19 protein-coding genes are annotated in these 21,089 nt (G+C 72.4%); 9 read left to right on the top strand and 10 right to left on the bottom strand.

Going from position 1 to position 21,089, the window contains the following annotated elements; genetic code table 11:
• The first annotated feature begins 17 nt into the window (after window positions 1–17).
• The gene (locus D9599_RS14245; RefSeq protein WP_043830510.1) at window positions 18–224 is read left to right on the top strand and encodes a cold-shock protein; all 207 of its coding nucleotides are present in this window, start codon (window positions 18–20) and stop codon (window positions 222–224) included.
• Between the two features lie 439 nt (window positions 225–663).
• Here D9599_RS14245 and D9599_RS14240 read toward each other — a convergent pair whose 3' ends face one another.
• Window positions 664–1,260, bottom strand: coding sequence for a YbhB/YbcL family Raf kinase inhibitor-like protein (locus D9599_RS14240; protein WP_198381890.1), 597 nt, complete (start codon window positions 1,258–1,260; stop codon window positions 664–666).
• Window positions 1,261–1,380: 120 nt separating this feature from the next.
• Between D9599_RS14240 and D9599_RS14235 the strand changes: the two genes are divergently transcribed.
• Window positions 1,381–2,256, top strand: a complete 876-nt coding sequence (locus tag D9599_RS14235; RefSeq protein ID WP_198381889.1) for an aldose 1-epimerase family protein — start codon at window positions 1,381–1,383, stop codon at window positions 2,254–2,256.
• 86 nt (window positions 2,257–2,342) lie between these two features.
• Window positions 2,343–3,149, top strand: a complete 807-nt coding sequence (locus tag D9599_RS14230; protein WP_198381888.1) for a class I SAM-dependent methyltransferase — start codon at window positions 2,343–2,345, stop codon at window positions 3,147–3,149.
• Window positions 3,150–3,192: 43 nt separating this feature from the next.
• On the opposite strand, the gene D9599_RS14225 is transcribed toward D9599_RS14230, so the two are convergent.
• On the bottom strand, window positions 3,193–4,170 hold the full coding sequence (locus D9599_RS14225; protein WP_198381887.1) for an ABC transporter substrate-binding protein: 978 nt from the start codon (window positions 4,168–4,170) through the stop codon (window positions 3,193–3,195).
• 71 nt (window positions 4,171–4,241) lie between these two features.
• On the opposite strand from D9599_RS14225, the gene D9599_RS14220 reads away from it, so the two are divergent.
• Window positions 4,242–5,030 carry an alpha/beta hydrolase gene (locus D9599_RS14220; RefSeq protein ID WP_198381886.1) on the top strand — a complete coding sequence of 263 codons (789 nt, stop codon included), beginning with the start codon at window positions 4,242–4,244 and terminating at the stop codon, window positions 5,028–5,030.
• On the opposite strand, the gene D9599_RS14215 is transcribed toward D9599_RS14220, so the two are convergent.
• From D9599_RS14215 to D9599_RS14205, 3 genes are read right to left on the bottom strand one after another with little or no spacing between them, the layout of a single operon-like run.
• Window positions 5,006–5,482: a MarR family winged helix-turn-helix transcriptional regulator gene (locus D9599_RS14215; RefSeq protein WP_198381885.1), complete on the bottom strand. Its 477-nt coding sequence runs from the start codon at window positions 5,480–5,482 to the stop codon at window positions 5,006–5,008. The genes D9599_RS14220 and D9599_RS14215 overlap by 25 nt on opposite strands.
• The gene (locus tag D9599_RS14210; RefSeq protein WP_198381884.1) at window positions 5,482–6,951 is read right to left on the bottom strand and encodes an indolepyruvate oxidoreductase subunit beta family protein; all 1,470 of its coding nucleotides are present in this window, start codon (window positions 6,949–6,951) and stop codon (window positions 5,482–5,484) included. The genes D9599_RS14215 and D9599_RS14210 overlap by 1 nt, the downstream gene beginning before the upstream one ends.
• A complete protein-coding gene (locus D9599_RS14205) occupies window positions 6,948–9,104 on the bottom strand; it encodes an indolepyruvate ferredoxin oxidoreductase subunit alpha (RefSeq protein WP_198381883.1) in 2,157 nt (718 codons plus the stop codon). Before D9599_RS14205 ends, D9599_RS14210 begins: the two co-directional genes overlap by 4 nt.
• Window positions 9,105–9,183: 79 nt before the next feature.
• Here D9599_RS14205 and D9599_RS14200 point away from each other — a divergent pair, with 79 nt between their 5' ends.
• The 5 genes from D9599_RS14200 to D9599_RS14180 are packed head-to-tail and all read left to right on the top strand — an operon-like array spanning window position 9,184 to window position 15,372.
• Window positions 9,184–10,518 carry an aromatic ring-hydroxylating dioxygenase subunit alpha gene (locus D9599_RS14200; RefSeq protein ID WP_198381882.1) on the top strand — a complete coding sequence of 445 codons (1,335 nt, stop codon included), beginning with the start codon at window positions 9,184–9,186 and terminating at the stop codon, window positions 10,516–10,518.
• The gene (locus tag D9599_RS14195; protein ID WP_198381881.1) at window positions 10,515–11,006 is read left to right on the top strand and encodes an aromatic-ring-hydroxylating dioxygenase subunit beta; all 492 of its coding nucleotides are present in this window, start codon (window positions 10,515–10,517) and stop codon (window positions 11,004–11,006) included. The genes D9599_RS14200 and D9599_RS14195 overlap by 4 nt, the downstream gene beginning before the upstream one ends.
• A 28-nt stretch (window positions 11,007–11,034) precedes the next feature.
• The gene (locus tag D9599_RS14190; protein ID WP_198381880.1) at window positions 11,035–13,383 is read left to right on the top strand and encodes a xanthine dehydrogenase family protein molybdopterin-binding subunit; all 2,349 of its coding nucleotides are present in this window, start codon (window positions 11,035–11,037) and stop codon (window positions 13,381–13,383) included.
• A complete protein-coding gene (locus tag D9599_RS14185; RefSeq protein ID WP_198381879.1) occupies window positions 13,380–14,351 on the top strand; it encodes a tripartite tricarboxylate transporter substrate binding protein in 972 nt (323 codons plus the stop codon). The genes D9599_RS14190 and D9599_RS14185 overlap by 4 nt, the downstream gene beginning before the upstream one ends.
• Before the next feature lie 52 nt (window positions 14,352–14,403).
• Window positions 14,404–15,372: a tripartite tricarboxylate transporter substrate binding protein gene (locus D9599_RS14180; protein WP_198381878.1), complete on the top strand. Its 969-nt coding sequence runs from the start codon at window positions 14,404–14,406 to the stop codon at window positions 15,370–15,372.
• Window positions 15,373–15,554: 182 nt separating this feature from the next.
• Here the strand turns inward: D9599_RS14180 and D9599_RS14175 are convergent, their stop codons facing one another.
• From D9599_RS14175 to D9599_RS14155, 5 genes are all read right to left on the bottom strand, one after another.
• Window positions 15,555–15,938, bottom strand: a complete 384-nt coding sequence (locus D9599_RS14175) for an H-NS family nucleoid-associated regulatory protein (RefSeq protein ID WP_198381877.1) — start codon at window positions 15,936–15,938, stop codon at window positions 15,555–15,557.
• Between the two features lie 162 nt (window positions 15,939–16,100).
• The gene (locus D9599_RS14170) at window positions 16,101–16,943 is read right to left on the bottom strand and encodes a DUF2272 domain-containing protein (protein ID WP_232480500.1); all 843 of its coding nucleotides are present in this window, start codon (window positions 16,941–16,943) and stop codon (window positions 16,101–16,103) included.
• Entirely contained in the window at window positions 16,940–18,853 is a 1,914-nt protein-coding gene (locus D9599_RS14165; protein ID WP_198381876.1) for a hypothetical protein, read from the bottom strand. Before D9599_RS14165 ends, D9599_RS14170 begins: the two co-directional genes overlap by 4 nt.
• Window positions 18,854–19,027: 174 nt before the next feature.
• On the bottom strand, window positions 19,028–20,005 hold the full coding sequence (locus D9599_RS14160) for a tripartite tricarboxylate transporter substrate binding protein (RefSeq protein ID WP_198381875.1): 978 nt from the start codon (window positions 20,003–20,005) through the stop codon (window positions 19,028–19,030).
• Between the two features lie 96 nt (window positions 20,006–20,101).
• Window positions 20,102–21,022, bottom strand: a complete 921-nt coding sequence (locus D9599_RS14155; RefSeq protein WP_198381874.1) for an SH3 domain-containing protein — start codon at window positions 21,020–21,022, stop codon at window positions 20,102–20,104.
• Window positions 21,023–21,089 lie beyond the last annotated feature (67 nt).

Here is a 21,089-nt window from a genome sequence, read left to right as displayed (position 1 = left end):
CGAAAGATACGCGACCGATGCCGACCGGAACCGTGAAGTGGTTTAATGCGACCAAGGGCTATGGCTTCATCCAGCCGGATGACGGCTCCAAGGACGTGTTCGTCCACATCTCGGATGTCACCCGCGCGGGCCTGCGCGGCCTGAACGAGGGCGACAAGCTCTCCTTCGAGGTCCAGAAGGACCCGAAGGGCAAGATGTCCGCCGCCAACCTGCAGATGGGCTGAGCCCGGGGCGGTTGCGGGGCGGAGCGCGGCACGCGCTTTCGCCAGTTCGGGGCGTCGCGGGGTCGAGGGACCCGGCGGCGCCTCTTTTCTTTCCGGCCTCCTCCATCGGGACGGCCGGCGAGAAACCAGACCGGCCGATACGGCTTGTTCACCCACCCGCCGCTACCCTGCGGCGGGATGGGCCGGCCGGCAGCGCCGGACCGTGGCCGCGGCGGTCATCCGACCACCGCGAGAATGCAAGGGGCAATCCCCAGACCTTCAGGGGACACGGGGCATGCCCATGACCTGCCTGGCGGCGCAGCGATGCGGCGCGGGGCGATAATGAAGAAAGAAGAAGTGTTGATCCAGAAGAACGATCGGCCGGCACAGCACCAGCCGGCCTCCCTCCCCCCGGCGGTGCCGGCGGGAACGCTGAGCGAGGCGGAGATCCGCCAGATCGTCAGCGAGATCCTCGGCTGATACGGCCGAGGGATCGCGACGCGGGTCGCGCATAGACGCCGATTAGGCAGCCTTTCGCGACCACCCCTTTCCCCAGCGCGGCGCGGACGGCGCCGCGGCCGGGGTTCTCCCCCAGGCCTTCCGGCCGGCGCCTGAGCGCGAAGATCTGAAACGCGTATCGGTGCGGCCCGTGGCCAGGTGGCGGGTCGGGCGGCAGCCAGTCCGTCCGGAAATACGAGTTCCGCCCCATCCCCACGCCGGAAATACTCGTCAGGTCGCCCGCGGCAAGGCCCGGCCCCTGGACGGGCAGGCGCGTGGCGATCGCGTGCACTAGCGGACGGGGCGTCGGGCTGTCGGCGTCCTCCACCACCAGCATCAGGGCGGCGGCGTCCTCGGGCAGGCCGCGCCAGGCGATCGGTGGGGAGAGGCCCGCACCGTCCGCCGTGTAGAGAGCAGGGATGATCCCGCCCTGCACGAAGGCGGGGCTCGTCACCTCGATCACCGCCGGCACGTTCACCCCCGCGAAGAGCAGGGCATTGATGCCGGGCCGCATGCGAGAGAGGAGGCGGCCGAAGCCGGCGGGCAGGACTTGCAGCATGGCGTCTCCCAGGGTCTGTCACAGCGGCTGCAACAGCGCTTTGTGACAGGGACGCGCGCGGCGGGGCGGGGTTGCGTCCCCGCGCTTGCGTGGCTGCCACCGACGGGCGATCCCTGGCGCATGACCGACCTTCACCGCTTCGGCGACTCCCGTCTCCTGGCCAGCGTCTCGGCGGAGGGGGCGGAGTTGCGCTCGCTCCGCGACGCCGCGGGCGGGGAGTGGCTCTGGGGCGCAGGGCCCGAATGGCCGCGCCACGCACCGGTGCTCTTCCCCATCGTTGGGCGCCTGCCCGGCGACACGCTGCGCCACGAGGGCCGTGCCTACCGGCTGACCCAGCACGGCTTCGCGCGCGACCGGCGCTTCACCTGGCGGCGGCGCGCACCCGATGGCTGCGCGCTGCGTCTGGAGGCGGATGCGGCGACGCTCGCGGCCTATCCCTTCGCCTTCGTCCTCGACCTCGAATGGACGGTGGCGGAAGGGCGGCTGGCCTGCACCGCCACCGTCTCGAATCCTGGGCCGGGGCGCCTGCCCTTCAGCCTCGGCGCCCATCCGGCCTTCGCCTGGCCGCTGCCCGGCACGGCCGCACAGGGGGATCACGCCCTGGCCTTCCCCGGGGCGGAGCTGGACTTCCTCTCAGCCCGGCGGCTGACGGGCGGGCTGCTGGACGCGGCCGAGAGCATTCCCCTGCCCGGCGGCCGGCTGCCGCTGCATCCCGGCCTCTTCGATGCCGACGCGATCGTGCTGCCTGACTTCCCGGGCCGCCGCCTCCGCCTGGAGGCGCCGGGGGCGGCGCTCGAGATGGGATGGGAGGGCTACGGCGACCTCGGCCTCTGGTCGAAGCCGGGCGGCGCGGGGTTCCTCTGCCTTGAACCCTGGTGCGGCATGGCGGCGCCCATGGGATGGGACGGCGATTTCAAGGCGAAACCAGGCATCGTCACCCTCGCGCCGGGCGCCGCGCAGTCCTTCCGCTGGTGGGTCTCGATGGAGCGGCCTTGAGGAGGCGGCGGGACCACCTCACGATGTTGTCACCTCTAGCAACGAATGATACGAAATCGCCGCCATAAGGCGAAGGCGCGCAGGACATGTTGTCACTCGACGACCTCGGCATCGTCCAGGGAACGGACAAGTCGTCCGTCTGCCACGGCTACCTGAAGCACTACGAGCGGCTCTTCGCCCCCTGGCAGCACGACCCGATCACGCTCGTGGAGATCGGCGTCTTTGACGGCGCCTCGCTGCGCACCTGGCGGCAGTTCTTCTCCCGCGCGCGGATCGTCGGCCTCGACATCGACCGGGACTGCCTCAGGCACGCCGCGGAGGGGATCGAGGTCGTCATCGGCTCGCAGACGGATGCGGCCTTCCTCGACGAGGTGGCGCGCTGGACGCGGCCGAACATCATCATCGACGACGGCTCCCACCAGGCCGACGACATCATGTTCACCTTCGAGCACATGTTCCGCCACCTCGTCCCCGGCGGCTGCTATGTGATCGAGGACCTGAGCGCCCATGTGGGGCCGAACGCCTCCTATTGGCGCGGGAAGGCCGAGTGCCCGCCGACCGACCATTTCGGCCGCTTCTTCCAGGAGGTGGCGACGCGGCAGTGCCCGGATATCGAGCGCATCGAGGCCTTCCCCAGCGCGGTTGCGATCTGGAAGTCGGCGCGGACGAACCTCGATGCCGTCGAGGCGCGCGTCGCGCAACTGCTCGATAGCGGCGACGCGACGGCCGAGAGTTTCTATCGCCAGGCGCTCTTCCTGCGCGACCGCGGCAAGATCGGCCAGGCCGAGGTGGCCATCGCGCGGGCGATCGAGATGGATTCCACGAGGCCCTGGTACCATACCGCCCGCGAGGACATCCTTGCCCGGGCGCAGGCGCGCACGGCGGCGGAATAGGCCGGCCTGCGGGAGGGATCGCCGCCCCTCCCGACCACGCGGATCAGCCGAACAGGTCGTGCGTGTAGAGGTCCGCGAGCGGCGAGGCGCGCGGGATGATGCCGGCATCGACGTAGAAGCGCTGCACGAGGTCCATGCGGGCCTCGTCCACCCGGCCGGGCACGGCCATGTCGGTATAGACACCCTCGTTGTAGAGCTTCAGCGTCGCCAGCACGCGCGGGGCCTGCACGGGCGCGCCGTTGCGGCCGAGGAAGGCGACGAGGTCGGCCGAGGCCGCTTCCGGGTCCGCTTGCAGGTCCGCCAGGGCCCGCAGCAGGGCGCGGCAGGTGGCGGCGATCGGCTCCTTCTGCGCGCGGATCGCGTTGTCGCTGGCGATGACGACCTGGGCCATGCTCGGCGTGTTGCCGCGGTTGGAGAGGCGCGTGACGGGCACGCCCTCCGCTTCGGCGTCCACGATCCAGTCGGGCACGGCGGCCATGGCGTCCACGGTGCCCGCGACGAAGGCCTGCCAGACGCCGGCGGGACCGAGGGACTGGATCTCGGCGCTGCGCGGCGTGAGGCCGACCGAGCCCATCGCGCCGATCAGCGAGTAGTAGGTCGTGTCCTGCACGGACTGCACGCTGATCTTCTTACCCTGAAGATCGCGCAGGCTGTTGATGCCGCGGTCCTTGCGCGCGACGACGGTGACGAGCGCACCGCCGCCGAGCGCCATCACGGCGCGTACGGGCACGCCATTCGGGCGCACGATAATCGGCGTGTCCCCGATGCCGCCACCCATGGGCGCATTGCCGGCGCCAACTTGGGTGGCCACCGCCGCACCGCCGCGCAGCGTGATAAAGTTCGGCTTTACCCCGTTTGCCGCGTAGTAGCCGCGGGCTTCCGCGAGGTTGTGGGGCGCGAAGGCCGTGAGGAAGCGGATGGAAGGGAGGAGGAAGTTCACCTCGCTCGCCTGCGCCCGCGCCACCCAGGGTCGGGCGAGCGGGGCGGCTGCGAGCAGCGCGAGGGCGTGGCGGCGGTTCATGGGCGACCTCTCTCTGGCGTGGTGGGAATCGGGGGATTGACGGAGGAAAGGCTGACAGCAAGCTGGCGGCCATGACATCCGGCACGAAGATCTGGCGCGACCTCGATCAAGCGGGGCTCGATGCCGCCTATGATCAGCGGGTCTGGGCAAAGGACGCCGCCGACTGGATCACGCGCTACGCCGCCGACACGGCCGCCGCGCGCGCGGCCCATCCGCCGGAGGTGTATGACACCGGGGCGGGGCTGCTCGACCTCTATCGCGCCAAGCCGCCCGCGCGCGGCATCCACCTGCACGTGCATGGCGGCGCCTGGCGGAGCCTGACGCGCGCCGATGCGGGCATGGCCGCGCCCGCGCTGGTCGCGGCCGGGCTGGACGTCGCCGTGCCCGATTTCCGGCTGCTGCCGGAGTTCCGCCTGCCGCACATGGTGGAGGACGTGGTGGCGGCCTGCCTCTGGGCGGCGGCGCGCGGGCCGCTGCACCTCTCCGGCCATTCCTCGGGCGCGCATGTCGCGGCGGTGGTCGCGACCGATCCGCGCGTGGGGCCGCTGCTGCGCTCCGTCACGCTGCTCTCGGGCTTGTACGACCTGGAGCCGGCGCTGCTCTCCGCGCGTGGCGCCTATGTGGCGCTGGAGGCGGCGGAGGCGATGGCGTTGAGCCCCGTGCACCATGTCCGGCGCATCGCGGCGCCCGTGGTGATCGCCTACGGCACCGCGGAGAGCCCGGAGTTCATCCGGCAGTCCCAGGATTTCGCGAAGCTTCTGGGAGTCGAGCCGATCGTGCTGGAGGGGACGAACCACTTCGCCACGGCCTATGCGCTGGCGGAGGGTCCGGTGCATCAGGCGATGCTCGCGCTCGTCTGAGGGGGCGCGACCGCCCCTTCCAGCCGGTCGATGAGGCGGAGGAGAAGGGCACGCTCCGCAGGGTCCAGCGCCGCGAGGCCCGCTTCCGCTTCCTCCAGCGCCAGCGGCAGCCACTCGCGGTAGCGGGCACGGCCGCGGGCGGTGAGTTCCACCGAGACGGCGCGCCCGTCGGCGGCGTGGCGGCCGCGGCGGAGAAGCCCGTCCCGCTCCATCGCCGCGATCTGCCGCGAGAGGGTGGAGTGCGGCACGAGGGTATGGGCCGCGAGTTCCACGATGGTCAGCGCCCGACCGGCGCGGGCGGCCACCATCAGCACGCGCCACTGGGCGAAGCCCGCGCCGCGCTCGGCCAGCAGGGCTTCCAGCCGCGTGTTCCAAGCGGCCATCAGGCGGTTCAGGCGGAAGGGGACGAGGTCGGGCTCCTCTTCCCCTCCCATTGAGTCGAGCGCCGGCATCAGGCGTTCGCCAGCGCGCCGCGCAGCGCCGCGTGCTCGGGATCGGCCAGCGCGGCCTCCCGCGCGCGGGCCACGCGGCCGGCGGCGAGCGGATCGCCCGCGGGGCCGGCGAGGGCGGGCTCCACCGCGCCCTTCATCACGGCGGCGAAAGCCCGACGGCCGCGGCGATAGGTCTCGCCATAGCCCTTCAGCAGGCGCGGCAGGGCAGCGATCTCGATGGCCAGGGCGTGGTCCCCGCGCGCGGCCGCCTGGATGACGCGGGCAAGCCATTCCTCGATCGCCGCCCCCTCCTCCGCCCAGCGGAGGGTGAAGGGGCGCCAGGGACGGAGACGGGCGAGGAGGAAGAGGCGGAGGAAGCCGGACAGTGTGGTGCTGCGAAGGCGGAGGGACATGCCGCCCTCGATCCGCCCCGTGCGCTCGGCCCAGCGCAGCAGGGCGCGGCCGGGCGCAGGCGGGAGAAGGGAGGCGACCTCCTCCCAGCCGGGCTTCATGTGCTCGGTGACGGTGACGGGCTCGCCGGGGCGGGCGCGGACCTCCGCGCGGATCTCGGCGAAGCGGGCGGCGGACGACTTGTGCTGGGCGATCCGCACCACGTCCTCATAGGCCATCCAGAGGGTGAGCTGGCGCGCGACCTCGGCCGAGAGGCGCCAGTTGCCGCCGGGCGCGGGGTCGGCCGCGAGCACCCGGCGCACCCGCTCCATCCAGGTCGCGGCGTAGCGGGCGGACTGGTAGCGGGCGAGGCGCGGGAGCGCGATGTCGGCGACCGCCAGCACCTCCGGCGGCAGGCTGGCGGCGGCATCGGCCAGCAGCGCGGGCAGGCTGGCGCGCGGTGCGGACGCTGGAGCGGCGGCGGGCTGGGGGCCGGACAGCGCCAAGCCCGTCTCGAAGGCGCGCAGGTTCGCCTCGGGCGCGACGCCGGCGGCGATGGCGGCGCGGAGCGCGTCGAGCGGAATGGGCACCACGCCGCTCGCGGCCATGCGGCCGAGGAGAACGGCATTCAGCGCCTGCCCCTCGGCGGCCGAGGCGTCCACCAGCAGGGCGCGGCGCGGCATCTCGCGGATGGCGCGCATGACGCGCGCCACGTCGAAGCGGCCGTCGCCCATGGCGGACTTCTCGCTCGTCGCGAAGACGCGGCGGGTGGAGGCGACGAGGGTCGTGCGGTCCGGCGAGACGAAGCCGCGCTCGCAGCAGCGGCCGGCCTCCACCAACTCGGTCGCGATCACCACGTCCACGTCGCCGGGCGAGGGGCCGAGGCCGAAGACGGGCCGGCGGCCAGCCAGCGTCGGCCAGGGCTCCGGCCACATCTCGATGTAGTAGGTGGTGGCGCCGGTGCGCTGGGCAACGCCGGGAATGGAGGTGCCCTGCACCGGTAGGTCCGCGCGCTGGGCGGCGCCGACGATCCAGTCCGTCAGCACGCCGCCGCCCTCCCCGCCCATGGCGGAGACGAGGATCGAGAGGGGGCGGGTCATGCGGCCGCCCGCGCTTCGGCGCGGCGTTCGGCCCAGGATTGCAGGCGGGCGATCACGGCGTCGCGCCAGCGCAGGCGGCGGGCGTCGGCGCGCGTCGGGTTGCTGACGATGTCGGCACGGTAGAAGGAGGGGCAGAGCTGGGCCGCGTCCGCCACCTCGCCGCAGAGGGAGCAGCCGACGCAATCCTGGTTCACATGCGCCACCGGGTCGCTCCGCAGCGGGTCGGGGTTCTCCTTCAGCGTGAGGGAGGGGCAGCCGGAGAGGCGGATGCAGGAGTGGTCGCCCGTGCAGGTCGTGGCGTCCACGCCGTAGCGGGTGCGGACGACGCGCTCCCCGGCCTTCAGCGCGCGGGCGTATTCGGGCTTCACGCGGCGCTGGCGGGCGAGCTGGCATTCCTGCTGGGCAACGATGACCTTCAGGCCGCCTTCTTTCGTGGTCAGCGCCTCGCGCAGGGTGCGGACCATATCCTTCACGACATAGGTGCCTTGGGTGCGGATCCAGGTGACACCCATGGCGCGCAACGCGGTCTCGATGGGAATGCGCGGCCCCTCGCGCTTCTCCGCGCGGGAGGAGGGAATGTCCTGCTGGCCGGTCGCGCTGGAATAGCCGTTATCCATGACGATCAGCACGCCGTCCGTGCCGTTCTGCACGGCCGCCGAGACGCCGGTGGAGAGGCCGTTGTGCCAGAAGCCGCCGTCGCCCATCACGGTGATCGTACGCTTCTTGCCGAAGAGCGGCGCGAGAGCGGCGGCGGAGGAGAGGCCGAGGCCGTAGCCGAGGATGCTGCTGCCCATGTTGAAGGGCGGCAGCGTCGCGAAGGAGTGGCAGCCGATATCGGCGGCGACGTGGACGGGGCCATCCTTGTTCTGCACGATCTTCATGGCCGCGAAGACCGGGCGCTCGGGGCAACCCGTGCAGAAGCCAGGCGGGCGCTGGGGAAGCTCTGCGCCGATGAGGGCGCGGGCGCGCTCGGCGGGGGCCGCGACCTCGGCCGCGACGCGGGCGACGGCGGCGATGTCGATGCCGGCGGGCATGGAGCCCTCGATGAACTTCGCGACGCCCGCGAGCATCACCTCGGCCGTGTACTCGCCGGCCATGGGAAGGCACTTCTTGCCAAGGACCTTCGTGTGGACGGAGGCCTCGCGCAGCGCCTGGCCGATGGCCTGCTCGAGGTATTCGGGATTGCCCTCCTCCACCACCAGCACGGCGCGCTTATCAGCACAGAAGCCGGTCACCTCCTCCTCCACGATGGGATAGGTGACGTTCAGCACGAGGATGGGGATGCGGCTGTTGCCGAAGGCATCGGCGAGGCCCAGGCGGGCGAGGCTTCGGAGAAGCGTGTTGGCGTGGCCGCCCTGGACGATGATGCCGATGTCGCCGACATCCCCAGGCAGGTGCTCGTTCATCGCGTGCTCCACGATGAAGCGCTTGGCCGCGGGGAAGCGGCGGGCGATCTTGTCCTTCTCCTGCCGATAGGTGCTGGGGGGCAGGATCACGCGCTCGTAGTCGAAGACAGGTTCGGTGAGCGGGCTGTGCAGGCTCACCTTGGGCCGCACGTTGTCGCGCGCGGTGAAGCGGCCGCGCAGGTGGCAGGCGCGGATGCGGACCTCCACCATAACAGGGGTGTTGGAGGCCTCGGACATCTCGTAGGCGAGACCGATGGTGCGGACGAGGTTCTCGTGGTCCGGGCGCGGGTCCAGCAGCCACATGGAGGACTTCATGGCGAAGGCGTGGGTGCGCTCCTGCATGATGGAGGCGCCCTCCCCGTAGTCCTCGCCGACCACCATCACCACGCCGCCGACCACGCCGGCGGAGGCGAGGTTGGAGAGGGCGTCGGAGGCGACGTTGGTGCCGACGGTGGACTTCCACACCGCGCAGCCGCGCACGGGGTAGTTGATGCTGGCCGCCAGCATGGAGGCGGCGCCAGCCTCGTTCGCGGCAGGGGCGTAGACGACGCCGAGCTCGTCCAGCAGGGGCTTGGCGTCGCTGAACACGTCCATCAGGTGGGAGACGGGCGCGCCCTGGTAGCCCGTGACGTAGGAAACGCCGGATTCGAGCAGGGCCTTGGTGATGGCGAGGATGCCCTCGCCCTCGAAGATCTCGCCCTCGCCCAGGCGGAGAAGGGACACCTCCTTCGCGAAGGATCGCTCCATAGGAAAAGTCCCCAACCGGTTATAACCACTTGCATATAGTTTGGCGGGGCGCCTAGCATCGCGTCAAGGAGATAAGCCCATGGACATGCCGCTCCCGACGCGAGGCCGGCTGGACCCGGCCGAGATGGTCCAGGAGGGGCGCGTGCACCGCGCCGCCTATGTGGACCCTGCCATCTTCGAGATGGAGATGGACCGCATCTTCGGGCGGGCCTGGCTCTATCTCTGCCACGAGAGCCAGGTGGCCACCCCCGGCCGCTTCTTCGCGACGCAGATGGGCCGGGAGCCGGTGATCGTGGCGCGCGGGCGCGACGGCGTCATCCGGGTGATGTTCAACCGCTGCACCCATCGCGGCGCGAAGCTGACGATGGACGAGACGGGGCAGGCGAAGCGCTTCGTCTGCTGCTACCACGGCTGGGCCTTCGACCTCGACGGCAAGCTGGCAGAGGTGCCGCTGCCGGAGGGCTACGGCGATGGTGCCTACCCGCCGGAGGACGGCTCGCTCGACCTCGTGCGCGTGCCGCGGGTGGAGAACTACCGTGGCTTCATCTTCGCGAGCCTGGCGGCCGAGGGGCCGACGCTGGCGGAATTCCTCGGCCCCGTCGCCTCCTCCTTCGACGACATGGTGGACCGGGCGCCGGGCGGGTTGCTGGAGGTGGCCGGCGGCGTCTCGCGCCACGCCTATGACGGCAACTGGAAACTGGTGATCGAGAACCACAACGACACGCTGCACCCGCGCTTCGTCCACGCCTCCTCCGTCGCCGCCGCGCGGGATCAGAAGGACACGGTGCACAGCGACGGCGCGGGCGAGGTGCAGATCAAGCAGATGCGCCAGAACGGCGCACCGGCCGCGGTGTGGGAGAGCCTGGGCATCTGGGCCAGCGCGTCGGGCCACTCCTTCATGGGCGACTACCACACCGACGCTCACATGGCCGCGCGCCCGGCGGAGGACCCGGTGCAGATGGCCTATCGCAAGGCGTTGGAGGAGACGCACGGGGTGGAGCGGACGGAAGAGATCCTTTCCATCCAGCGCTTCAATACCGTGGTGTACCCGAACCTCTCCTTCATGAGCCGCTTCCGCCAGCTGCGCGTGGTGCAACCGATCAGCGTGAACCGCACGGTGGTGACGACCTACACCTTCCGCATGCCCCTCGCGCCGCCGGAGATGTTCCGTGACAGCATTGCCTTCGCCAATGTGGTGAACGGCGTGGGCTCGCTCGTGCTGACGGATGACCTCGAGACCTATGCCCGCGTGCAGGACGGGCTGGCGAGCCAGGGCGGGGACTGGGTGGACGTAAAGCGCGGCATGGGCGGCGACGCCAACGAGGCGAACGGCACGCTGCGCGGCCAGACCGGCACGAGCGAGATCCACCTGCGCGCCCAGTTCGCGGCCTGGCGCCGCTGGATGACGGCATGAGCGCGGTGCTGGAGGCGCCGCCGCCGGCGCTTGATCCCGCGCTCGCCGCCCTGGTGATCCGGGAATCCGCGCTGCTGGATGCCTGGAAGCTGGAGGAGTGGCTGGCGATGTACGCTCCCGTCTGCGCCTACTGGGTGCCGACGGAGTGGGACCAGGCGAGCCCGCACGACACGGTCAGCCACATCTACGACGACCGGCGGCTGCTGGAGACACGGGTGCGGCGCTTCCGCCACGCGATGTTCCACGCGCAGAAGCCGCCAAGCCGGACGGTGCGGCTCGTCACCAACCTGCGCGCCGGACCGGTGCCGAACAGCACGCTCTGCTCCTACGAGGTAGCGGAGTTCCGCAACAACCGGCACCGGCGCTATGTCGGGCGGGCAACCCACGAGTTCGAGGCGGACGGGGCCGGGGGCTGGTTGATCAGCCGCAAGCGCTTCGACATGATCGACTGCGACGCCGTGCTGGACGGCATATCGATCATACTTTGACCGCGGCAGCGCGGCGGCGGGGGACGTGATGGACGGCTCGGTTCTTCCCACGGAGGCCGGCATCGGCGCCCCGGTCCGCCGGCACGAGGACAAGCGCCTGCTGCGCGGCCTCGGCCGCTACACCGAGGACGAGGTGCCACCGGGCGCCCTGCACGCGGTGTTCCTGCGCAGCCCGCACGCGGCGGCGCGCATCCTCTCCATCGACACGGCCGAGGCGCGCGCCATGCCGGGCGTGCGGGGCATCCTGACCGGGGCGGACATGGCGTCGCTGCGCCCCCTGCCCTGCGCCGTGCCGCGCGCCCTGCCCGGCGGCGCGCCCATGCCGCGGCCGCCCTACCGCGCGCTGGCGATCGACGCCGTCGCGCATGTCGGCGATCCCGTGGCGCTCGTCGCGGCCGATACGGCGGCGCAGGCGCGCGACGCGGCCGAGGCGATCGTCGTGGACTGGGAGACGCGGCAGGCGGTGACAGACGCCGCCGCCGCGCTCGCGCCCGGGGCGCCGGAGGTCTGGCCGGGGCTCGCGCCGGGCAACCTCGCCTTCGAGTGGAAGCTCGGCGACCACGCGGCGGTGGCGGCGGCCATCGCGGGGGCGGCGCATGTCGTCTCGCTCGATTTCCGCATCAGCCGCGTCGTCGGCGCCTTCATGGAGCCGCGCGCGGCGGTCGCCTGGCACGACCCGGCGGAGGGGCGCTTCACCCTTCGCAGCGGCGTGCAGGGCGCGCATCCCGTGCGCGACGAGCTGGCTGCGATCCTTGGCATCCCTGCCTCCTCGCTGCGGGTGATCTCGCCGGACATGGGCGGCGCCTTCGGGCTGCGCGGCCAGCCGACGCAGGAGCACGCTGCGCTGCTCTTCGCCGCCCGCGCCCTCGGCCGCCCGATCCGCTGGACCGCCGACCGGACGGAGGGGATGCAGAGTGATCCGCACGGGCGCGACACGCACAACCGCGTGGAGCTTGCGCTGAATGCGGAGGGAGACTTCCTCGCGCTGCGGATCGAGACGGCGGCCAATCTCGGCGCCTATCTCGCGCTGATGGGACCACACGCGAGCACGAACAATCTCGGCGGGCTAGCGGGCGTCTATCGCACGCCGCGCATCGCGGCGACGGTGCGCGGGGCCTTCACCAATACGCAGCCGCTGGCGCCGTACCGCGGAGCCGGGCGGCCGGAGGCGACCTATGCGGTGGAGCGCGCGATCGACGTGGCCGCCGCGCGCCTCGGGATGGACCGGATCGAGTTGCGGCGGCGCAACCTCATCCCGCGCGAGGCCATGCCGTACAAGACAGGCCTCATCTTCACCTACGACAGCGGCGACTTCGCGCGCGGCATGGCGATGGCCGTTGAGGCCGCGGACCTGCCGGGCTTCGCCGCCCGCCGCGCCACCAGCGAGGCGCGGGGGATGCGGCGCGGCCTCGGCATTGCCAACGCCATCGAGATTAGCGCGGGGCCGCCGCGCACGCCCGCCCCGGAATCCGCCGAGATCCGCGTGAACGCCGATGGCAGCGCGACCTTCCTGCTGGGCACGCACAACCACGGGCAGGGGCACGAGACGGTGTTCCGGCAGATGGCAGCCAGCATGCTCGGGTTGGCGCCGGAGAGGGTGCGGATCGTGGCCGGCGATACGGACGCGGTGTCGCAGGGCCGCGGCTCCTTCGGCAGCCGCACGATGGTGGCCGGCGGCACGGCCGTTGCCCGCGCCTCCGAGCGGATCATCGAGCGGGGGCGGCGCATCGCGGCCCGGATGCTCGAATGCGACGAGGGCGATATCGAGTTCACCCCCCTTCCCGGTGGCCGCTTCGCCGTGGCGGGCACGGACAAGGGCGTGACGCTGGCGCAGGTGGCCGCCGCCGCCCACGCGCCCGGCCCCCTGCCGCCCGGGGAGGATGGCGGGCTGACCGCGCAGACCATGGCGGCACCGGGCGACGCGACCTTCCCCAATGGCTGCCACCTGTGTGAGGTGGAGGTCGATCCCGAGACCGGGCGCATTACCCTCGACCGCTACACCGTCGCCGACGACGTGGGCACGGTGGTGAACCCGCTGCTCATGCACGGGCAGATCCATGGCGGCATCGCCCAGGGCTTCGGCCAGGCGGTCATGGAGGAGGCGCGCTTCGACGCGGAGAGCGGGCAGTTCCTCGCCGCCTCCTTCATGGATTACGCGCTGCCGCGGGCGGGCGACCTGCCGGTCTTCGAGGTACTGTCCAACCCGCAGCCGACGGCCACCAACCCGATCGGCGCCAAGGGCGCGGGCGAGGCTGGCACGGTGGGTGCACTGCCCGCCGTCATCTCCGCCATCTGCGACGCGCTGGGGGTGGAGCACCTCGACATGCCCGCGACGCCCGAGCGCGTCTGGGCCGCCCTGCAGGACGCCCGCTCATGATCCGCCGCCGCTCCCTCCCCGCGCTTCTCGCCACGCCCTTCCTGGCGCGCGCCGCCCTCGCCCAGCCCGCGGGCTTCCCGCAGCGCCCGCCCCGGATCATCGTGCCCTTCACGCCCGGCGGCTCCCTGGACGTGGCCGCGCGGATGCTGGCGGAGGAGAGCGGGCGGCGCTGGCCCTTCGGCGCGGTGGTGGAGAACCGGCCGGGGGCGGCGGGGAATATCGGAGCGGAGCTCGCTGCCCGCAGCGCGCCGGACGGGCACACGATGGTGGTGGTCAGCAACAACATGATCACCATGAACCCGCATGTCGGTCCGATGCCGATCGACCCGCTGACCGCCCTCGCCCCCGTCTCGATGCTCGCGCAGAGCCCCTTCGTGCTGGTGGGCGCGACGAACATCCCGGCGATCGATCTGCCAGGGCTGCTGGCCATGGCGCGGGAACAGCCGGGGCTGCTCACCTACGCCTCCATCGGCAACGGCACGCCGCACCATGTCTCGATGGCCATGCTCTGCGGCATGGCGGGGATCGAGATGACCCATGTGCCCTATCGCGGCACGCCCGAGGGGCTCTCCGATGTCGGCGGCGGACGCGTCAGCTGCATGGCCTCCCCCTTCGGCCCGGCCCTGCCGCTGATTCAGTCCGGCATGGTGCGGCCGATCGCGGCCATGGGTGCGACGCGCCTGCCCTGGATGCCGGACCTGCCGACGGTCGCGGAAAGCGGCCTGCCCGGCTTCGACGCGGGAAGCTGGCTGGCGCTGGCCGTGCCGCGCGGCACGCCACCGGCGACCGTCAGGTTCCTGGCGGAGTTCTGCGCCTCCGTCATGAATGATCCGAAGCTCCGCCCGGCGCAGGACCGGGTGGCGCTGGTGCCCGACACCATGGGGCCGGAGGAGACCGGCGCGCTCTGGCGGCGCGAGCACGCGACCTGGGGCAAGGTAATCCGGGACGCGCGGATCACCGCCGGATGAGGGCCGGCGCGTGGATCGCGGCCGGACGATCGGCTGCGCGGATCGCCGGGGGATGATCGCCCGTCGCGGCATCGGAGCGCTGGCGGGTCTGCTGCTCGGAGCCCAGCCGGGCCTCTCCCAGGCAGCTTTTCCGGTGCGCGCCCCAAGGCTCATCGTGCCCTTCACCCCCGGCGGCGCGCCAGACCTCGTCGCGCGTATCCTGGCGGAGGAGAGCGGGCGGCGCTGGCCCCATGCCATGGTGGTGGAGAGCCGGCCCGGCGCGGGCGGCAACATCGCCGCCGAGGCCGTGGCGCGCGCCGCGCCCGATGGCCACACGCTGCTGCTGATGAGCAACAACATCGTGGCCGTGAACCCGCATATGGGGCACATGGCGATCGACCCGCTGACGGACCTCGCGCCCGTGGCGCTGCTGGCGCGCAGCCCGCTGGTCTTCGTCGTGGGCGCGGCTTCACCGGTGCGGGACATCGGCGGGCTCGTCGCTCAGGCACGGGCGGCACCGCGTGCCCTGGCCTATGCCTCCGCCGGAAACGGTTCGCCGCATCATTTGGCTATGGCGCTGCTCTGCCAGCGGGCCGGGGTGGAGATGACGCATGTGCCCTATCGCGGCACCATCCCGGGGCTAACCGACCTCATGGGCGGGCGTGTGGCCGCGATGGCCTCTCCCTTCGGAACGGCGCGGCCGCTGATCGAGGAGGGCAAGCTGCGGCCGATCGCGGCGGCGGCCATCACGCGCCTGCCCTGGCTGCCAGACCTGCATACCGTGGCCGAAAGCGGCCTGCCCGGTTTCGACGCGAACACCTGGCTCGCCCTGGCCGCGCCACGGGGAACGCCCGTCCCGATCATCGACGCTCTGGCCGAATTGGCGATGGCCACCATGGACACCCCGAGGGTGCGGGAGGCGCTCGACCGCGGTGGGAACGAAGTGTGGGCCGCCCCGCCCGAGGCGCTCGGCGCGTTATGGAAGTCGGATCATGCGGAATGGGGCGCGGTGATCCGGGAGGCACGTATCACGGCCGATTAGGGGCCGGCAGTGCCAGCCGGTTTGTAACTCGCGCCGGCAAAACATCCAGAGAAAGGAAGAGCTGCCTCTTCCCCTCCCATGCTCACGGTTGAGACCGCCCCCAGAAAAAACGAGCAAAACACCAATTCGCGAGATAATGCCTGGCAACGGTATTCAGCGCCCACGGATCGCGGGCCCGCCGATCAGACCCGGAATTCGTCCCGCTTGCGCCCAGAAGCTTCCATGGCAGAGAGCCAGCGCGGCATGCGGCCGCGCCCGCTCCAAGTTTCGCCATTCGGGCCGCGGAATCGCACCGCAACGGATCCGCCGGCATCGCGCCGTGTGCGGCGCCCCGTGGGCTGCGGCGCGGGGGCTCCGGCAGCCGCGGGAACGAGCGTCTTGAAATCGAGCCCGATCTCAGCGGCCTTGCTGCGGAATTCCTCGATCAGCGCGTTACGAGCCTCTTCCTGCTTTTCAGTGCGCTTCGCTTCCGCGGCCTCGATAAGGGCGGTCAGCTCCTGCGCACTCATGGAGTCAAGGTCGAAACCCGATTTGCGCCGTGAGGTGGTTTCGGTTGTTTCGGGCATCGGAACTTCCTTAAGAAATACTTCGCAACACTTGCCGCACCGATTCGCCAAATTCAGCGGGTACGGCACGGGCGCGGAACATGGTTATATTGGCAAGGCTTGTCGATAGCCGCTTCGAAAGAATAGCTAAGAAAGGGGAACACCAAAGTGCAAAGCCGGGTTCTACCCTCTTCGTTCAGAGATAATCAGGGCAGGCTGAAAGGGGGGTAGCCGACCCAGCCGGTTCTCGATGATAGCGAAAACAACCGGCTCTCCGGGACCACGGGGCAGCACCATCCCGGCCGCGTCGGTGGCGTAAAGCGTCAGGGTCACCGCGTCGGCGACGTTGCCGCCGACCGCCTCCGCAACGCCTGGGGCGGTGCGCAGGACGATGTCGCAGTGCATCGGGCGGAAGCGCCCCGCCTCGGCCGGCCGGTCCCGCCAGGAGGCGAGCGGGCGGCGGGATCGGTCGGCGCAGATGAGATCGCCGGGCTCGGGCGCGCGCCCGGCCGGGTCGTGCGGCAGGAAGGGCGCGCGAGCGGGGAACTCGGCGGCGTCGCGCAGGATGGCGTCCAGGTAGAAGGCGTGGGACGCGGAGGGGTGGAACTCGCGCTCGTCCACCCCCGCCGCGCGCATGACGTAGGAGACGAAAGCGGCAGACCAGGCGGGCTCGGACCAGACCCCCTCCCGCGGGGTGCCGCCCAGCTCGGCGGACCACCGGGCGCGGTTGCGCGCGATGGCCGAGGTGGCCTCCTCCTCGGGCACTGCGCGCCAGTAGGCGAGGACGCGCGGGAAGGCCTCGATCGCACCCTCCGCGCCGCTGGACAGGTGTGGCAGCCCAGGGCCGGCGGCGAGCCGACCCCACTCTGCCCATTCCGCCTCGGCGATCCGCAGCATCCGGGCCCGGACGGAGGGCGGATAAGCGATCGGCGGCTCCCGCGGCGAGGCCGGGGCGGCGCAGGCGGCGGCCGCGAGGAGCAGCGCCAGCGAGGCGAGGCGCGCTGCCGAACGGGCGGTTCTTCTCAAGCCGTCACCAGCCCCATGGAAAGCGCCACCTCGTCGGGCGAGAGGACCGCGAGAAGAAGCGAGGCGGTGGCGAGCGCATCGGGCTTGCCCCCTTCGGTCGACAGCACCTCCATCCGGTCCCCCGTGGCGTGAAGGCGGCCGGAAAGGATGGCAAGCGAGGCCTCCCGCAGGGCGGCAGCGCGGGCGAGCACGGCGGCGTCGGGCGGGATGCGGCCCGTCTCGGCCAGGAACTCCACCGCCCGGACCCCGCGCAGCAGGGCGGCGAGGGCCCGGGTGGACGGGGGGCCGGGCTTGGGCGAGCTGCCGGCCAGGCGCGGCCCCTCGGCCTCCAGGGCCAGCACGGCGCGACGCAGCGCGTCGAGCAGCCAGGCCTCAGGGATGAGGGTGGCGCCGCGGGCGAGGGCGAGGATGGCCGCGCCGTGCTCCTCCAGGCTCCTGCCGAAGGCGCCCGCTGGGGAGGCGGCTTCGGAGAGCCGGCTGAGGAGGGCGCGCAGCCGACGCCGGTCGCGCGGCAGGCCGCCGGCACGCCAGGCGGCGTCCATCGCGAGGGAAAGCGCGGCCAGCTCGGCAACGGGGGCCGCGGAGGCTTCCTCATCCGGCAGGGCGGTGATCTGCCGGTCGAGCAGGTCCTGCAACACTGCGAGGCGGTCGCGCGGAAGGGGACGGGCGAAGCCGGGCGCGTTCAGCACCGTGGCCGCGAGGGCGGAGAGGGTGGAGCCGATCCCTATCTGGCCAGGGTCGCGGCTTGTCAGCATCGTGGGCACGCGCATGAGGCGGAGCGCGGCGGCGGGGCCTCCCTGGGCGGTCCCGAGGGCGAGCAGCCGGTCCTCCCGCACAGTGGCGGTGCCGCCGGCCGGCACGTTGGGGAGGCCGTGGCGCAGGACGAGCCAGTGCGGCGCGCCGTCCCGCCCGCGGACGCGAACGCTGAACAACGCCTCCCCCGCTCGGGGGCGGATATGCAGAGCAAGCGCCTCCTCCGGCCGCCCGGACTGCCAAAGGTGGACGGAATCGATGGCGTCCTGCGCGATCAGCTCGTCGTCCTCGAAGGGGGCTTCGCCCCGGAGGGCCTGGGCGCCGTCCCGGCCAACCGAGGCGTGCTCGAAGGGCGGGACGGCGTCGGACAGCGCGTCGGCCGCCGTGGTCATACGGAGGGAGGAGAGACCGGTTCGGGGGCTGGCGCGCAGGGTGACGGTCAGGCGAAGCAGCGGATCGGCGGCGGAGACCCGGTACTCGTAGCGAACGGTGCCGACATCGAGCGAAAGGCCCGGCAGGGGGCGCAGGCGCAGCGCGCTCTCGTGCCATAGCACGGCCTCCTCGTCCTCGGTCCGGATCCCCTGAGCGGTGATCGCCTCCTCCACGTCGAGGGTGCGGGCGCGAAGCGAGAGGCGGCCGAGCAGGCCGGGCATGCCGTTCGCGGCGCGCAGGCGCACCATGTTGCCGGTGTGGAGCACGCCGCGCTTCCGCAGCTCCTCCTCCGAGTGGTTGACACGGCCCTCCGGCGCCTCGCGCACCCGTTGGCGGAGCAGACCGTGGGTGAGGTCGCCCGTAAACTCGTGCCAGGGGGTGAGGATCCGGAAGCCGGCAGGGTCGTTCCGCACGATCTCCACCCGCCGAGGCGCCTCCTGGGCCTCCAGCGGCCGCAGGGCCCGGGTGGTGGGGCCGGGCTCCTCCGCCACGGCCGAGAGGAAGAGGAGGAGGTCATCGGCCAGCGTGGGGTCCGCCTCACGCAGGGCGGGGATCGCCAGAGCCTCGGCCGCGACGGCGTTGTCGAGCACATCGAGTTTGGCGCCGGGCGCCTCGGCATGCGCCAGGCCGGAAAGCGGGCGACCATCCAGGAGGGTGCGGCGAAGCAGCCGGCGCAGGCCCGCGAGCAGTCGGTCGCGCTCCTGGGGATGCAGCAGGTCAGGCACGGCGCAGCGACCTCATGCAGGGGAATGGATGCGCCGAGGCTTATAATCCCTTTCGCAGACGGCTGGAATTCAGGGAACGGCGCGTTCGGGCGCATCGCGGGGCTGTTGTGGCCAGAGGGCCGCGCCGACGGCTCAACCTGGCCACGGGCGAAGCCTCCCTGCCCAACGCCCCGGTCAGTCGGTCAGGCGCACGCCTGTCGCGCGCGCGATCTCGCCCCAGCGGGCGCTTTCCTCGGCGATGAAGCGGCTCATCGAGGCGGGGTCGAGCGCCTCCACCGTGAAGCCGGCGGCCGTCACGCCGCGGCGCACCGATTCGTCTCGCTGGGCATCGGCGATGGCGGCGGCGATCCGCCCGACCGTCGCGTCCGGTACCGCGCGCTGGGCGAAGAGGGCGTTCCAGACCCCCAGGGCGAAGCCGGGCACGCCCGCCTGCTCGAAGCTCGGCACCTCCGGCAGCAGCGGGTCCCGGCCGGGGCCGGTGACGGCGAGCGCGACCACCTTCCCCTCCCGGATGAGGGGCAGGGCGGAGCCGATGGCGGCGACCATCACCTCCACCCGCCCGGCGGCGATCTCGAGCAGGGCCTGGGGCGCGCCACGGTAGGGGACGTGCTGGCCCTTCAGCCCGAGCTGGCTGACGAGGCCCGCCATGAAGAGGTGCCCGGCCGAGCCCGCGCCCACGCTCGCGTAGTTCACCTCCTCCGCCCGCGCATGGGCGAGGAAGCCGGCGAGGTCGGTCGCGAGGCCCGGGCGCACGACGAGAACCTGCATGGAGACCCCGAGGAAGGCGACCGGACGGAAGTCCCGGTCGGGGTCGAAGGGCATGCGTTCGGTGATGTGCTTGTTGATCGAGATCGTGCCGTTGCTGCCGACGAAGAGGGTATTGCCGTCGGGCGCCGCGCGGGCCGCGAACTCGGCCGCGATCATGCCGCCGCCGCCCGCGCGATTGTCCACCACCACCGGCTGGCCGAGCGGACCGGAGATGGCGGCGCCGTAAAGCCGGGCGAGGGTGTCGGGCGTGGTACCGGCCGGAAAGGGCACGACGAGGCGGAGCGGCACGCCGCCCGCGGTCTGCGCCCCGGCCCCGCGCGCGGCGAGGGCCAGCGCGGGCAGCGCGAGGGCGAGCCTGCGGCCGAGGCGGTGCGGTGCGGTCATGCGGCGTTTCCCCTGCGCGGCGCCCCTGTCGGGCGCTTCCTCCTCAGCGGGATAGGGCCTCGGGGCGGCGGTCGGCAAGCCGGTACGCGGGGCGGATCATTTCACCTCCTCCCCCGGCATGGTCCCGAAGAAGTCGGTGCGGCGGAGCCAGCCGCGAAGGTCGCCTACCTGGACCTCGCACCAGCCCTCCCCCGTCGCGCAGAGGCGGATGCGGCCGAGCACACCGGGCTGCAGGCGCGCGACGACGGAACCCGCTTCCTCGGGGCGGCGGCGGAGCACTCTCTCCTCACCGGTGACGACCAGGTTGCGGCGTCCGGTGAGGTTGGACTGGTGCACCCAGCCCTCCGTGCCCTCCATGTCCCTGATGCGGCGCCAGAGCTCGAACTCGCGCACGATCTGCACCGGCAGGTCGCGGCGCTGGTAGGTCCACTCGATCGGGTAGCGCGTGCCGGGGCCGGCACGGAGGTTCACCTCCTCGGCACGCAGCGAGGCGAAGCGCGGCAGAGGAAGGTTGGTGACGGGGCCGATCGGCGGCGGCGCGGGCTCGGCCGGGGCGGGCGCGGGGCTCGGCGCGGGCGGCGCGGCCGTGGCGGCGCCCGCGGCGGCACCGGCCGCAGCCCCCGCAGCCGCGCGGCGGCGCTGCGTGCCCTTGCCATCCGAGCCGCGTAGCTGGCCCGGGCGGGAGGACGCGGCACCGCCGGCCGGCGGATTGGCCGGGCGGCCGGAGCTGGTTGAAGGGTTCGCCCTAGCGGCGGGCGCGGCCCCGGAAGGCGCGGCGCTGCCGCTCGCCGGGCGGGGCGGGTTGGAGCCGGGGCGGCGGGGGGCCGCGGGGCTGGCCGGCGAAGCCTGGCCGGAGGGGGTGGGCGCCGCGGCAGCCGGTGCGGGCGTCGTGGCGGCCGGCGCGGGCGCGCCAGTGGCGCCGCGGGGAACCGGCGGCGGCAGCGATCCGGCCGTCTGCGCCCGGCCCTCCGACGAGAGCGCGAGCAGGAGGGACAGGAGGGGGAGCAGGCGTTTCATCAGGGGCCGATCACGCGCAAAACCCTGCCCGCCGGTCAAGGCGCCGCGTGCAACCGCGCGTTGCAAA

Origin of the sequence: Roseomonas sp. KE2513 (assembly GCF_016107305.1) — a bacterium.
Classification (GTDB): domain Bacteria; phylum Pseudomonadota; class Alphaproteobacteria; order Acetobacterales; family Acetobacteraceae; genus Roseomonas.
The sequence above is the reverse complement of the archived record's forward strand: the minus strand, read 5'-3'. Positions and strand labels throughout refer to the sequence as shown.

Bases quoted from the DNA above. Each gene is read 5' to 3' on its own strand.
- D9599_RS14210 (WP_198381884.1), bottom strand. From the start codon at position 6,951: ATGACCCGCCCCCTCTCGATCCTCGTCTCCGCCATGGGCGGGGAGGGC.
- D9599_RS14195 (WP_198381881.1), top strand. From the start codon at position 10,515: ATGAGCGCGGTGCTGGAGGCGCCGCCGCCGGCGCTTGATCCCGCGCTC.
- D9599_RS14215 (WP_198381885.1), bottom strand. From the start codon at position 5,482: ATGCCGGCGCTCGACTCAATGGGAGGGGAAGAGGAGCCCGACCTCGTC.
- D9599_RS14240 (WP_198381890.1), bottom strand. From the start codon at position 1,260: ATGCTGCAAGTCCTGCCCGCCGGCTTCGGCCGCCTCCTCTCTCGCATG.
- D9599_RS14245 (WP_043830510.1), top strand. From the start codon at position 18: ATGCCGACCGGAACCGTGAAGTGGTTTAATGCGACCAAGGGCTATGGC.
- D9599_RS14205 (WP_198381883.1), bottom strand. From the start codon at position 9,104: ATGGAGCGATCCTTCGCGAAGGAGGTGTCCCTTCTCCGCCTGGGCGAG.
- D9599_RS14175 (WP_198381877.1), bottom strand. From the start codon at position 15,938: ATGCCCGAAACAACCGAAACCACCTCACGGCGCAAATCGGGTTTCGAC.
- D9599_RS14220 (WP_198381886.1), top strand. From the start codon at position 4,242: ATGACATCCGGCACGAAGATCTGGCGCGACCTCGATCAAGCGGGGCTC.
- D9599_RS14190 (WP_198381880.1), top strand. From the start codon at position 11,035: ATGGACGGCTCGGTTCTTCCCACGGAGGCCGGCATCGGCGCCCCGGTC.
- D9599_RS14185 (WP_198381879.1), top strand. From the start codon at position 13,380: ATGATCCGCCGCCGCTCCCTCCCCGCGCTTCTCGCCACGCCCTTCCTG.
- D9599_RS14235 (WP_198381889.1), top strand. From the start codon at position 1,381: ATGACCGACCTTCACCGCTTCGGCGACTCCCGTCTCCTGGCCAGCGTC.
- D9599_RS14160 (WP_198381875.1), bottom strand. From the start codon at position 20,005: ATGACCGCACCGCACCGCCTCGGCCGCAGGCTCGCCCTCGCGCTGCCC.
- D9599_RS14225 (WP_198381887.1), bottom strand. From the start codon at position 4,170: ATGAACCGCCGCCACGCCCTCGCGCTGCTCGCAGCCGCCCCGCTCGCC.
- D9599_RS14230 (WP_198381888.1), top strand. From the start codon at position 2,343: ATGTTGTCACTCGACGACCTCGGCATCGTCCAGGGAACGGACAAGTCG.
- D9599_RS14180 (WP_198381878.1), top strand. From the start codon at position 14,404: ATGATCGCCCGTCGCGGCATCGGAGCGCTGGCGGGTCTGCTGCTCGGA.
- D9599_RS14200 (WP_198381882.1), top strand. From the start codon at position 9,184: ATGGACATGCCGCTCCCGACGCGAGGCCGGCTGGACCCGGCCGAGATG.
- D9599_RS14155 (WP_198381874.1), bottom strand. From the start codon at position 21,022: ATGAAACGCCTGCTCCCCCTCCTGTCCCTCCTGCTCGCGCTCTCGTCG.